The following is a 13,024-nucleotide window of genomic DNA, read 5'->3' as shown; positions in this document are numbered from 1 at the left end:
TTATTTTATCATTTTTGTATCTGCTAATTCTTTATACCAGTGTGCACTCTTTTTAGGATATCTTTCCTGTGTTTCAAAATCTACATAGAATAAACCATATCTTTTTTCATATCCATTAGACCAAGAAAATACATCCATCAGTGACCAGATAAAATATCCTTTGACATTAGCACCGTCTTCAATAGCATCAGCGATTACTTCCAGATGTTTTTTAACATAATCAATTCGCGCATCATCATATACAGTTCCATCTACAAATTCATCTTTATATCCTAATCCATTTTCAGTGATATAGATTTTTTTATAGTTTGGATAATCTTTTTTCACACGCATAATTTGATCGTATAAACCTTGTGGGTAAATCATCCAATCCCAATCAGTTCTAGGGACATCTATATCAAATTCTCTTTGTCCTACCCCTTTTAATTGATATTTAGATCCACCTTTATTGCCTTTAGAATTATGAGTGATTTCTGATTCGCCGTCAAATCCCCTCATCCAATCACTCATATAGTAGTTAATTCCTAAGAAATCATTTAAGTCTTTAGCAGCATCTAGTTCTTTTAAATCTTCATCTAAAATTTCTAGTTTACCACCATTTACTTTAAGAATGTGATTGACACCTTCCATTGTATGATCAGAATATCGACCAAGATATGTTGCATCTAGAATAAATTTATTATGAATAATATCTTCTAATTCAGCAGCACGTACATCTTCTGGATTTTCTGGATCATACGGATATTTTGTTGGCAAGGCATGCACGACACCTATCTCACCTTCATAGCCATTATCTTTAAATAATTTAACTGCTCTCGCATGTGCTACCATCATATTGTGATGTGACTGAAATACTTTTTCAAAATCATATTTTATGCCTGGAGGAAACTTACCAACAAGATACTGTCCATCACCAATAGGGCCTATTTCATTAAAAGTAGTCCAATATTTTACTTGAGTAAATGTTTCGAAACAAAACTTAGCATAATCTACAAAGTGTTTCACATTTTTTCTATTTAGGAAATCACCATTTTTATGCAAAACTTCAGGTGTATCAAAGTGATGTAATGTAACAAATGGTTCCACATTTCTCTTTAAACACTCATCGAATAAATTTTGATAAAATTGAACGCCTTTTTCATTAACTTCTCCGTATCCTTGTGGAAAAATTCTTGACCATGCAATTGATATTCGTATACCATTTACTCCAAATTTTTCACTTAATTCTAAATCAATTGGATATTTATTATAAAAATCACTTGCTGGTTCAGCAGTATACCAATAATTCTCTTCCAAATAGGTATCCCAAGCTACTCTCCCTTTTCCATCAGTATTTGTCGCACCTTCTGCTTGATACGCTGCTGTTGCTCCTCCAAAAATAAAATCTTCAGGTAACTTTTTCATAAACAATAGATCTCCTCTCTAAGATTTGAATTGATCTTCAACGAATTCAACTGCACCCTTACCATCACGAGTTAATTTGATATATTCTGCACCTTGTGTCTTCGCTAATTTAATACCTAATCTATCTGTATCGATTTTTATATCTTCATAATTTGATGCTACTTGTGGTGCTAAAATCACTAATTGATATTCTTTCATAATATCCATGTGTGCTCCATAACTACCTGCTGCAGCTTTAATTGGTTTATCAAATTCAAGAGCAGCCTTATTTAATGCATTTGCTAATAAACCACTTGTCCCTCCACCAGCACATAATACAAGTACATTTGTTTGCTCTTTTAATCCACTATCATTACTTAGATTACTTTCCGTATTAATAACATTTGCTTTATTATTTGTATTCTTTTCTAAAATTACATCGGCTTTTGTTGTATCAAAATTTTCTTTAACTTTATCTCTTAAATTATTTGAATTATCAACACCAGCTAATTCTTCTTCTAAAATTTGTTTGTCATAAACCTTTAGGAATGGATAGTAAATTAAAACATCCACGACTATTAATGTGATAGCAAGTACAAATGACCACATACCTAAACCTGTTCCCATTATAATCCCTAACGGACCAGGTGTTGTCCAAGGCAAGTTAACACTGAAACTGTTCATTCCTAATACATCTACGAAAAACTTGAATATCCAGACGTTTGCAATTGGTGCAAATACAAACGGAATAAAGAACACAGGGTTCAGTACTAAAGGAGCACCAAATAATATTGGTTCGTTAACACCAAAGAATGTCGGTACTGCTGAAGCTCTACCAATCGCTTTATTACGTTTAGATTTCGTCAGCCACATAAACATAAATGGTACAACTAATGTTGCTCCTGTACCACCCATTGTTACAATAAACATTTGCGTTCCAGATGTTAAAATTTTATCTGCATGCTCGCCTGCTTGTAATAATTGATAGTTTGTTTCAATATTCGCATAAGTTATTGCTGCAATAGCAGGTTCAACAATTGAAGGACCATGAATCCCAATAAACCAGAATAAAGCAAATGCTCCAAAGATAATTGTTATTCCAACGTAACCATCTGCTGCAGTGAACAGTGGTGCAAAGAATTTAACAATTGACTCAGCAACGTTTGTATTTAAGATTGCGCGGCTAAGTAAATCTAATCCATATAGTGTTAAAATAACAAATGAAAATGGAAAAATATCTTTAAATACTTGTGAAATATTTGGTGGTACTTCTGAAGGCATTTTAATTGTTATATTTCTCTTTACACAGAAATTATAAATAATTACTGTCACAAATGCTGCTAAGAAAGCAGTCATTAAACCCTTTGTGCCTAAAAATGCGCTTGAAAATCCTCCAACTTTAACAGCATCTGACGCTAGAAATAGAAATCCACAAATCGCTGCTAACATTGTTGATAAAAAATTAATTTGATTCGTACTATCTAGCTTTCTATTATAAGAATCTGTTAATGACTTAGCTGTCGTACCTGCCACTAATAATGCTATAACACCCATGGTGTAATGATAAGGTTTCATCAATATCATTTCAGCATTTTTACTCCATGTAAATCCAAAAACGTTTGGTACATAAGCAATTAACAAAAATATACTCGAAAATAGTATTACGGGCATAGCTGAAATAAATCCATCACGAATCGCTCTCAAATATATATTACGTGATAGCTTTTCAAATAATGGTTTTGCTTTCTCTATTTGCGCAATTAATTTATCCATTATTTTCAGCTCCCTCTTTTATAAAGCTCAATCATATGCTTCATCATGTCTTTTAATAATAATGTAGTCATTAGATGATCCTGCCCATGCATCATTGTGACACTATATGCAATATCTTCACCAGATGCTTCTTTAGCGAGTAAGCTTGTTTGAACATTATGAGCATCAACAATACATTTATCCGCTTCTTCAACTAATTGTTCTGCCTTATCAAATTCTCCATTTTTAGCAGCATTTAAAGCTTCGAGTAACTTTGACCTTGCATCCCCAGCATATGCAACAATTTCAAATCCAAGCATTGTAGTTTCTTCTCTGTTCATATCAAATTCCCTCCAATATTTTTATATTTTTTCTTTGTAAGATACTGCAGTTGATTTTAATACTTCGTTTAATTGATTAATATTATTATATCCTTCAGATTGTAACCATTTTCTAGCGGCTTCTTCACCTTGTTCAATATAAACTTTAACCGCACCAGACCATGTTGCTCTACCGCATAGTACACCATTAAACTTCGCACCAGATTCAGCTGCAAACTTTAATGTTTCCTGGAATAATTGAGCTGAAACACCTGCGCTTAAATAAATATAAGGTAAATTAGTTGCTTGTTCTTGCTCTTTAAAGTATTGAACTGCTTCTTCTTTAGAATATACAACTTCATTCTCAGCAAATCCTTCCACAAAATTCATATTTACTGGAACTTCTACTTTTAGAACATCAACATTAAAGCGATCTTTTGAGAATAATTTCATTGCTTCATTTACTTTTCTTGGTTTAACTTTAGCAAACTCAACACTACTGTTATCAGCTATATTATCATCATATGTTAATATTTCTAAGAAGAATGGAATATCCTCTGCTACACATTCAGAGCCTATTCTTTCAATATAAGCTTGTTTTTGATCATTAATGTATTTATCATCATCTACATCGTAGTAAAGTAGGAATTTAACCGCATCTGCACCTTGTTCTTTAATACGTTTAGCAGACCATTCAACTAAACAATCCGGTAATCTTCCTTTCGTTGTAGCATCATAACCAGTTTTTTCATAGGCTAATAATAATCCTGCATCTTTATGTTTTACTTTAGAAGCAGGTAATCCATACTCAGGATCTAATAATATTGAAGAGGCATACTCAGTTAGTTCCTTAGCTACCAATGATTTTAAATTTTCTATTTGTTCAACAGTTGGATCTTCTTCCTGAAATGCTGACATCATTCTTTTTAAAGCACCACGTTGGTCAAAAGCTAATGCAGAAATAATTCCATTTTCATCACTAACTTTTTCTAAAAATCTTTTCTTATTTTCAGTATTTATCATGTTTTACACCTCTATAATTTTTATTTGCTTATATAAACCTTCAAATTTATCTATGTTAATACAACCTGTTTGTTGCTCCATTGCATTCAACATACCAAAAGTATTTGCTGTTTTAATAATCTCAATGACAGATTTATCTTTACTATAAGCTGATGCAAACCCAGCTACAGTTGCATCCCCTGAACCTACTGGATTGACTACTCCAATCTTAGGAATATTTACCTTATAGTATTCATCATCATGCTTTACTAAAGAACCATTTGCTCCTAGCGATACAAATATCCATTGTATTCCATTAAACATTTCATGTTTAAGTGCATTCTTCATTTCTGTTATATCTTCTGAAACTGTATAACCGAGTATCTGTGATAGTTCATCTAAATTAGGCTTTATAGCATAAGGTTTATTAGATTGCTCTAATAACGTTGTTAATGCTATACCTGACGTGTCAGCGATAACCGGAATTGATTTATGATTACAAATTTTAATTAAATCTGAATAATAATTGACCGGAACCCCAGCAGGCAAACTTCCAGAGAAAACAACTAATTGCACTTCATCCATTAATTTTTCAAAATGTTTAATAAAGCCTTGTAATTCATCTGTTGAAATATATGGACCGCTTTCTAATATTTCAGTTTGATTTCCTTCATGTAACACTGCTATACAATTTCTAGTTTCTTCTTTTATAGGATAGAAAGAATTTTTAATTTGTGATGCATTTAATTCATCTTCAATAAATGCTCCTAGATACCCACCTTTAAATCCAGTTGCAATGACTGGCGAATTTGCCTGGAACAATACTCTAGTCACATTTAAGCCTTTGCCACCAGCTGTTTTACTAACCGAACTTGTCCTATTAACATTATCAATTTCCAGTTGATTCAGTTTGTAGGAAATATCAACTGAAGGATTAAGAGTAACTGTCAAGATCATTACTTATACTCCTTAGTCATGATATTCACCCTTATCCCACTTCTCCAGGAATTCATCAAAGAAAGCAGGATCTTTTTGTTGATTCTCAGCTGTGTCTAGTTTAGAAATCTTTTCTATCAATACTTTATTTTTATCGTTCGGTTTATATTCTGCATCAAGAAAAGCTTCGATAATGTCACACATCAATAATTCACCAATTATCTTTCCACCAAAACTTATAACATTAGCATTCAGCTCTTCTTTAGCATACAAAGCAGACGTCATATCTCTAACTAATGCTGAACGCACGCCAGGCACTTTATTCGCTGCATTGCTTATTCCAACACCTGTTCCACAAATGCATACACCTAAATCAGCTTCGCCACTTGAAACTGCTTCACCGACCTTCTTGCCATAAATCGGATAATGCGTTCTTGTAAAATCATATGTGCCACAATCAATTACTTCATGTCCTTGAGATTTTAAAAATTTCGAAACTTCCATCTTCGTATCAGTTACTATATGGTCACAACCAATTGCAATTTTCATTTCTAAGTCCTCCCTAAAATTAAGCCATTTTATTTAGCATATCTACTCGAATTTGATGTCTTCCACCGTCGTATTTACCTGTTACAAAAGCATTTACAATATTTATTGCTAATTCATCACCAACAATTTCAGATCCCATAGTAATCATTCGAGCATTATTATGTCCACGAGTCATATAAGCTGATCTTTCATCTGATACTTCTGCTGCAATCATACCTTTAACTTTTGTAGCTACCATAAAACTACCTGCACCATATGCATCAACCATAATACCTAAATTACTTTCATCCTCTTGCACTTTTGAAACAACAGCTAAAGTAGCATCTACGAAATCTTCATGTGATTCATTTGACGTATCAATAACGTCATAACCTTTTTCTGTTAAAAACTCATGAATCTTGTTCTTTAAACTTTGTCCACTTTTATCAGATCCTAATACAACTTTCATTTCCTTCATCCTTTCGATATTTTTGTTCGTTTAAACAATATAAGCGTTTACATGTTTGATTATGTTTAAATTATAATACTTATCAAACAAAAAAGCAACATTATTTGTTTGATTTTGTTTATTTTAAAAAAACAAAAGATCAAGTATAACAATTAAGTTATACTTGATCTTTTTACTCAATATATAATTCTAAATAATAACCTCAGTAAATATTTCTAATCCTTTAGTCTTACTCACATTTTTATCATCAATTACAATTGCAGTAAGTGACTTAAGATCGCAGAATGAAACAAAGTCTTCTTTACCGAGCTTTGAGGAATCGACTAAAAGATACTTTTCAATCGAGTTTTTAATCGCTAATTGCTGCGTATATGCTTCTTCATGAGAAGAGGTCATTACATCAGAGCCTTTAACGCCATTTGCACTAAAGAACATCTTGCTAAATCTCATCTTTTCTAAAGTACTATTAGTCATATCACCTGAAAAAGATTCAGTCAGTTCTCTCATCTCACCACCAATTAAATATACTCTAAACTTATCAGATTTTTTCCTGAATAATATATTAAATACAGGTAGACAATTCGTAATAATACTTATTCTTGTATTAGATATCTCTTCAGCTAAGAGCTCTACAGTCGTGCCAGGACCTAAAAAAATAGTATTCCCCTCTTCTATCAGTTCCGCAGCTTTTTTAGCAATTTGTCTCTTCTCTTCCACGCACTGAGTATGCTTTTCATTATGAGACATTTCTGTATATTGAAATGCCGAATTACTCCTCGCACCACCATGTATTTTTGTTAATATACCCTTCTCTTCAAGTTCTGCTAAATCTCGCCTTACAGTCATATCTGAAACTTTCAAAGAATCTACAATCTCTTTTATTCGAATTGTACCTTTTTTATTAACTAAATTTGCAATCTCATCTAATCGTTCGTATTTATTCATAAAAAGCCCTTTCTGTTTACTTTATGTTTATATTTTAAACAAAACAAACAAATTAAACAACAGTTGTTGTTTTTTAAGATAACAAAAATGAGTATTCTCTAATTTAAAAAATACTCATTCGTAAAATTATTCTTCTATTTCTTCATATCTATCATTTCTATCAATACCAATAAATAATTTATGTTCTTTTAAATCTAAAGTTGTATCTGTTTTCGGTAAATATTTTTTCTCTTTAGAAATTATAAAATCATACACATGATTATCGATTGGCTGAGTAAAAAAAACATATTTCGGTGATTCTTTTATTCTTTCTGAAGATCCAGAAATACCTTCAGCAATCACAGAATACTTGTTATCCTTTTCATTGATATAAAAAGGTGCTGCATGTAATATTTCATTCTTTTCATTATCTACAGCCATTTTAAACGTAATAACGCCAGGAATCTGGTGTTGCTTATTAAATTTATCTGTCACATTGTAATATTTATCATACTGATTGACCATCGCTTCTTTTGCATATGCGTTTGCAAACGCTTCAACCGCTTCATCAATCGAATTGAAAGATTTCCCTTTCACCGATTCTGGAGTAGAACCAAAGTAACCCCAGACATCAGGCTTATCAGGTTTATTCAACTCCCACAATACAATTAAACCAACTATAGTTAATACAATGATCACACTTGAAATCCATCTCGCTTTAGTTCCCATAAAATACCTCCTTTGTATAAATTAATTATACATCTTAAGGTAGGTATAAGAACCTTAAAGTTACCCAAAATTTGAAATTAACTTTAAACTAGATAATAATGATGAAGAAATCAACAATGACTGCTCTTAATACTTTCCGTATCTATGCCATTTTTTCACCTTTTGCATCAAAATATTTTCCATATCTTCAATCTCTACATCAAGAATTGATGAAATGATTGCTGCTACTAGAAATATAATAATGAAATATTTATCGATGATATCTATGACTTGATAATCAAAAAATATACTCCCTACTAAATAAACAGCAATGGCTGCTACTAATGATTTAATAAGTAAATTGAAAGTTTTAAAAAAGATTATTAATATTTGTTTATACATAAGATTAACTCATTTCAAATTGGTTAAAACTATCATACATCTATATTATTCAAAATAAAACTACCCTCGCACCTTAAAGTGCGAGGATAGTGATTATTAATGCTATAAATAGCAGACGTTAATAATATATAAATCAATACATCACATGTTAATAGCACATTATGTAAATAAAGTTCTATTCCTCTACCATTTCATCAAAAGAAAGAATCTTTATACCTTATAATCCCCATATATATCTTATGCTTTTTCAAATGGATAACAACATCAGATTTCGGTATATATTTCTTGTGTTTAGAAACGATGAAATCATAATTATAATTTTCTATGGGCTGATAGAATCCTCCATATTTTGGAGAATCTTTAACCGTCTGAGCATTTCCCGCACCAGAGAAAGCCATAACTGAATACTTGTTATTCTTCTCATTGATATAAAATGGTGAAATATGTAGCATTTTATGATTTTCATTATCAATTAGGAAATCAAATGTCATTACACCCGGTATTTGATGTTGTTGTTCAAATTTATCTGTTACTTTATAGAATGTATCATAGCTCGAAACCCCTATCTCTTTAGAATAGGCTTTTGCAAATTGATTGACAGCTTCATCAATAGTATCGAACTCTTTTCCCTCCATACTTTCAGGCGTATCTCCGAATGATGAAATGTATTTCGGTTGTTCAAATTTATTAAACTCCCATAACGTTATCAGCCCAACGATTGTTAAAACAATTAAAGCACTTGAAATCCATCTCGCTTTAGTTCCCATAAAATACCTCCTCTGTTTGTATTTATTATACTATTATTGGAGGTATTCAGAACCTTAAAGTTACCTTAAAAATCAAACTAAAAAGTACCAACCTATCGATTGGTACTTCATTTTATATTTATATATTATTAACCACCAACTATCATGTCATACAAATCATTTAACGTTTCTTCTCTATCGTTCTTCTTCAAGCCACATTCCCAGACAACAATCACACGAATTCCTAATTCATTCAATTCCTCAATATTGCGTTCATCTCTGGATACATTACTATCTAATTTTTTCTGCCAGAATTCTTTATTTGACTTAGGCATAACAAATAATTCACAGTTATGAACATGCCAAAAACAACCATTTACAAAAACTGCAACATTATATTTTGATATATACAGATCAGGTTTTCCAGGTAAATCTTTAGCATTTTTTGTATATCTTATACCCCTATGGAATAAATATTTACGAACTATTTCTTCAGGTTTAGTATTCTTGCCAGTAATTTTCTGCATATTATGTCGTCTCTGTTCCGGTGTGTGTACGTCCATCAAAACACCTCTAGACTAATAAGATTTATATAAATAATATCGAAATCGTTTTAATATATTTTTGAATTAGTGAAAATGATTAAAAAGTTAATATTTTATAATAAATAATAATTCATCAACATTTTTATATTAAAATACTGTTCATTAATAGTAAAATCTTGTTCCTCCTTATTATAATCAGTATTCTGAACATAATGTTTTCTTTTATTACTTTCATGATTTTGAATACGACTTGTAGGTAGCAATAAAATATTATATGTTTTCCATGTTTCTAAATTTCCATTATTAAATAAATTATGATGTTTTAATAAAAAATAGTATGAAGCTTGTTTATAATTGAGCCCTCTTACTTCATCATAATATTTTGCATCAAGAATAAGTTTATAATCTGAACCGAAATAATAATAATCTGGTTCTACAGTATAGCGATTTTCACTTAAATCTGTAATCTCTGATGCTTTTGTAAAACTTTTCATTTTTTTATTCTTGATATCAGAAAACTCTAGATAACCATTTCCACTTATTCCAATAAAATAACTGTTCAAATAATTTTCTAAAATCTGTTCCCAAATTAAATTAAATGAATTAATAGTCATTCTAACTGTATTGTTGCCACTCTTTCTATATTCAAAAAATTCAATAAGACTCAAAATCAGTTTCTTTTGATAATCTTTAAACGTTTCGTTTAACACAGCTTTAAGTTTATTAATAATAAAGTCTTTGTTATCCCAACCAGTACTACTAATATCGAAATCGATTGTAGAATAATTTAATATAAAAGAAAATTTTTCTATAGTTGAGTTTATAGCAAAAGTCATACACTCACTTATAAAAACGGCATTTTTTTGATTAGAATTAGTTATTAATGGATTAAAAATAATATTACCGTTTGAAATAATTACTGGTGATTTTTTTATCGTTTTATTCCAATTGACTTTACCAGTACCACCTAATTTTTGCGTTTTAATTTCATCATAATATAATCCATACTTTTGATAGTATTCATAGATCTGAAAAAAGGATCTCATAGGATAATCTTTATTTAGATCATCATTAATACCTATCGATGTCAAAGTTTTTTTAAGTATTGCTTTTTTTATACAGTTAAAAAGTAATTTTATATCTTTGTTCAAATTTTCGATTTCTTTAATTTGTTTTAGATCGATATTTGAATAAAAGTGTTTTGGAAAACTAACAAATACATCATTATTATAAGTAACAAAACCCACAAAGTCGGTTACAATATCATTTTCTTTACGTCTAAAATCTGCTAAGGAAAAAATATCTTTATATTTGTTTTCAAATTCCTTTGATATTGCAACCCCATCCTGCAAAACTATATAATTAGTTTTGTATTTCATTATATGACTCTTCTTTAACAAATTTTTCTAAAAATTCCTTAGAAAATACTTGTTCTTTTTCTTCAAACTTTTTATAAAGTTCTCCAAAACTCTTAATATTACTATCAAATAATGATTTCTCAGAATAAGACGCGCCACGAACGTCATTCCACAAATATTGCAATAATTTGCCTTTTAATTTATCGTAGTTAACAGAATAATTATCTTGATTTTCTATATTTGTAACTATTGATTGTTCAGTTAATTCATTGTCATCCAATTTAAATTTAATAAAGAATTGGCCTAATTGCTTATCTTCTGTTAAGCCTAAACCATTTAAATCATCTACAATAAATTCATTTAGATTATGGATAAAATTAATCCATGAAAAATTCATCTTTCCAATGTTAAATACAAAGTTATTTAATGGTTTACCAGCTTCGTCTAGTGCTGCATAATTTGCATCTAAATATTCAAATTCAAATCTTCTTTTAAATGCTGTATCCATTACAAATACGTTTTGATCACTAGTATTAACTGTACCTATAATGAATAGATTATGCGGAATATAAATTTTCGATAAGGATAAACCTATATTCTTCCTTGAGAATTGCTCATTTAAATACTTTTGAATTAATTCATTATCAATTAAATATTCACTTCTACCATCTTCATCTCTATCAAGTAACTGAAATATATCTCCAAAAACTGCTGCAACATTTGCGCGACTCATTTCTTCTAGTATTAAAAAGACAGGTTCATCTCTTTTCTCAAGAGCTCTTTCAAGTGCTAAAGTAAAAACTTGTGGCTTAAAATCATATTTTATTAAATCTTTGCCATCATTATCTTTAGTCACTACAGGCATTATTTGACCTACAAAATCATGATATGATGATTCTGGATGTAATGTAGTTCTAAAAACATTTGGGTGTTCTAATTTATTCTTATAATCTTGCAGCCCATTTTTTCTAATAAATTTTTGAATATTAAAGGACTTACCAGTACCAGGAGCACCGTAAAATAGTTTGTTTTCTGAAATTATGTTTGAATCTGTAACTTTTTCATTGTTATTATATAATTTGTTTTTTTCTAAGAAATATTTGGCTTTTAACATTAAAAATTTATTTTTGTTTTCAGATAAATATTTTGCATATGCTAAACTATTGGTATTTCTATTTAATAGCTGCTTAACATCTTCAAATTCGTGAAATTTATATTTTAAGTTACAAAGTTCAATTAAATCGTCTAGATAGTTCTGAGCAAATTCGCTTAATAAAAATTTCTCATTATTTTGCTCACTCTTAATAAAAAATTCAGTAGAAATTAGATAGTCAAATAGTATATTTTTTTGATTATTTTTCTTAATATTGTCTTTTTCATTTTCAAAGTGTAATATATCTATCAAAGTTTCTTTACTGTAAGATTTATCTTTTCCGTACACTTTAAAATAAGTTAATATTTCATACAAAATATTTTTATATTTTAGCTCTCCGTCAATATAAAAATAACTAAATAAATTAATAAAAACAATTGAAATATAATTCCTTATACTCAATGTCCCTTCTGCTACTTCATTTGCCATATTTGAAAGTGTATAAGCTTTATCAATCCAAATTCCCATCTCATTACCAGGTGTTCGTAATGAATCAAATTTTTTTAAGTATTTTTTTAATGTCTCCTCATCAATTGAATCAGTAGAAAGGTTTGAAACTGCTTCTTCTAAATTTTCACCAAAACTGCTAAATCTTCCTTCTCTTTTATATATCTCGAGTAATGGAATCAATCTAACAACAATTTTTTCTGCATTAGATAAATTTCTATTTATGCCTAATAACTTATATTTATAATCTTCGATTTTATATGATGCATGAATTAATGCATTAATTAACCCTATTCTGTCCTTTTTTGTGACTTCATCAAATCTTTGTCTATCTTTATCTACGATTGCCAT

Annotated in this window: 14 protein-coding genes; all 14 read right to left on the bottom strand. The window is 29.8% G+C overall.

Annotated features, from left to right (window positions below):
- The 14 genes from lacG to BHU61_RS09440 all read right to left on the bottom strand — a co-directional run bounded on the left by lacG (window position 1) and on the right by BHU61_RS09440 (window position 13,024).
- The gene (gene lacG, locus BHU61_RS09505; protein WP_111716413.1) at window positions 1-1,404 is read right to left on the bottom strand and encodes a 6-phospho-beta-galactosidase; all 1,404 of its coding nucleotides are present in this window, start codon (window positions 1,402-1,404) and stop codon (window positions 1-3) included.
- Between the two features lie 18 nt (window positions 1,405-1,422).
- The gene (locus tag BHU61_RS09500) at window positions 1,423-3,159 is read right to left on the bottom strand and encodes a lactose-specific PTS transporter subunit EIIC (RefSeq protein ID WP_170122528.1); all 1,737 of its coding nucleotides are present in this window, start codon (window positions 3,157-3,159) and stop codon (window positions 1,423-1,425) included.
- Window positions 3,160-3,161: 2 nt separating this feature from the next.
- Window positions 3,162-3,476, bottom strand: coding sequence for a PTS lactose transporter subunit IIA (gene lacF, locus BHU61_RS09495; RefSeq protein ID WP_111716410.1), 315 nt, complete (start codon window positions 3,474-3,476; stop codon window positions 3,162-3,164).
- 21 nt (window positions 3,477-3,497) lie between these two features.
- Entirely contained in the window at window positions 3,498-4,478 is a 981-nt protein-coding gene (lacD, locus tag BHU61_RS09490; RefSeq protein WP_111716408.1) for a tagatose-bisphosphate aldolase, read from the bottom strand.
- A gap of 3 nt (window positions 4,479-4,481) precedes the next feature.
- Complete coding sequence (lacC, locus tag BHU61_RS09485) at window positions 4,482-5,414, bottom strand: tagatose-6-phosphate kinase (RefSeq protein ID WP_111716406.1); 933 nt, start codon at window positions 5,412-5,414, stop codon at window positions 4,482-4,484.
- A 12-nt stretch (window positions 5,415-5,426) separates the two neighbouring features.
- Entirely contained in the window at window positions 5,427-5,942 is a 516-nt protein-coding gene (lacB, locus tag BHU61_RS09480) for a galactose-6-phosphate isomerase subunit LacB (protein WP_086039016.1), read from the bottom strand.
- A 19-nt stretch (window positions 5,943-5,961) separates the two neighbouring features.
- Window positions 5,962-6,390: a galactose-6-phosphate isomerase subunit LacA gene (gene lacA / locus BHU61_RS09475; protein ID WP_111716405.1), complete on the bottom strand. Its 429-nt coding sequence runs from the start codon at window positions 6,388-6,390 to the stop codon at window positions 5,962-5,964.
- A 189-nt stretch (window positions 6,391-6,579) separates the two neighbouring features.
- Entirely contained in the window at window positions 6,580-7,335 is a 756-nt protein-coding gene (locus tag BHU61_RS09470; RefSeq protein WP_111716403.1) for a DeoR/GlpR family DNA-binding transcription regulator, read from the bottom strand.
- Window positions 7,336-7,461: 126 nt separating this feature from the next.
- Window positions 7,462-8,043 carry a hypothetical protein gene (locus tag BHU61_RS09465; protein WP_111716401.1) on the bottom strand — a complete coding sequence of 194 codons (582 nt, stop codon included), beginning with the start codon at window positions 8,041-8,043 and terminating at the stop codon, window positions 7,462-7,464.
- Window positions 8,044-8,169: 126 nt separating this feature from the next.
- Window positions 8,170-8,424, bottom strand: a complete 255-nt coding sequence (locus BHU61_RS09460) for a hypothetical protein (protein ID WP_111716400.1) — start codon at window positions 8,422-8,424, stop codon at window positions 8,170-8,172.
- Between the two features lie 194 nt (window positions 8,425-8,618).
- Window positions 8,619-9,191, bottom strand: a complete 573-nt coding sequence (locus BHU61_RS09455) for a hypothetical protein (RefSeq protein ID WP_111716398.1) — start codon at window positions 9,189-9,191, stop codon at window positions 8,619-8,621.
- A 128-nt stretch (window positions 9,192-9,319) separates the two neighbouring features.
- A complete protein-coding gene (locus BHU61_RS09450; RefSeq protein WP_111716396.1) occupies window positions 9,320-9,733 on the bottom strand; it encodes a very short patch repair endonuclease in 414 nt (137 codons plus the stop codon).
- 95 nt (window positions 9,734-9,828) lie between these two features.
- Entirely contained in the window at window positions 9,829-11,094 is a 1,266-nt protein-coding gene (locus tag BHU61_RS09445; protein ID WP_111716394.1) for an LlaJI family restriction endonuclease, read from the bottom strand.
- Window positions 11,078-13,024, bottom strand: a complete 1,947-nt coding sequence (locus BHU61_RS09440; RefSeq protein ID WP_111716392.1) for an AAA family ATPase — start codon at window positions 13,022-13,024, stop codon at window positions 11,078-11,080. Before BHU61_RS09440 ends, BHU61_RS09445 begins: the two co-directional genes overlap by 17 nt.

This window comes from Macrococcus epidermidis (genome assembly GCF_003259695.1).
Taxonomy (GTDB): domain Bacteria; phylum Bacillota; class Bacilli; order Staphylococcales; family Staphylococcaceae; genus Macrococcoides; species Macrococcoides epidermidis.
Note: the sequence above shows the minus strand (reverse complement) of the source record. Positions and strands in the feature narration are given on the sequence as shown.

Bases quoted from the DNA above. Each gene is read 5' to 3' on its own strand.
- BHU61_RS09465 (WP_111716401.1), bottom strand. From the start codon at position 8,043: ATGGGAACTAAAGCGAGATGGATTTCAAGTGTGATCATTGTATTAACT.
- lacD (WP_111716408.1), bottom strand. From the start codon at position 4,478: ATGATAAATACTGAAAATAAGAAAAGATTTTTAGAAAAAGTTAGTGAT.
- BHU61_RS09450 (WP_111716396.1), bottom strand. From the start codon at position 9,733: ATGGACGTACACACACCGGAACAGAGACGACATAATATGCAGAAAATT.
- BHU61_RS09455 (WP_111716398.1), bottom strand. From the start codon at position 9,191: ATGGGAACTAAAGCGAGATGGATTTCAAGTGCTTTAATTGTTTTAACA.
- lacB (WP_086039016.1), bottom strand. From the start codon at position 5,942: ATGAAAATTGCAATTGGTTGTGACCATATAGTAACTGATACGAAGATG.
- lacF (WP_111716410.1), bottom strand. From the start codon at position 3,476: ATGAACAGAGAAGAAACTACAATGCTTGGATTTGAAATTGTTGCATAT.
- lacG (WP_111716413.1), bottom strand. From the start codon at position 1,404: ATGAAAAAGTTACCTGAAGATTTTATTTTTGGAGGAGCAACAGCAGCG.
- lacA (WP_111716405.1), bottom strand. From the start codon at position 6,390: ATGAAAGTTGTATTAGGATCTGATAAAAGTGGACAAAGTTTAAAGAAC.
- lacC (WP_111716406.1), bottom strand. From the start codon at position 5,414: ATGATCTTGACAGTTACTCTTAATCCTTCAGTTGATATTTCCTACAAA.
- BHU61_RS09445 (WP_111716394.1), bottom strand. From the start codon at position 11,094: ATGAAATACAAAACTAATTATATAGTTTTGCAGGATGGGGTTGCAATA.
- BHU61_RS09470 (WP_111716403.1), bottom strand. From the start codon at position 7,335: ATGAATAAATACGAACGATTAGATGAGATTGCAAATTTAGTTAATAAA.
- BHU61_RS09460 (WP_111716400.1), bottom strand. From the start codon at position 8,424: ATGTATAAACAAATATTAATAATCTTTTTTAAAACTTTCAATTTACTT.
- BHU61_RS09440 (WP_111716392.1), bottom strand. From the start codon at position 13,024: ATGGCAATCGTAGATAAAGATAGACAAAGATTTGATGAAGTCACAAAA.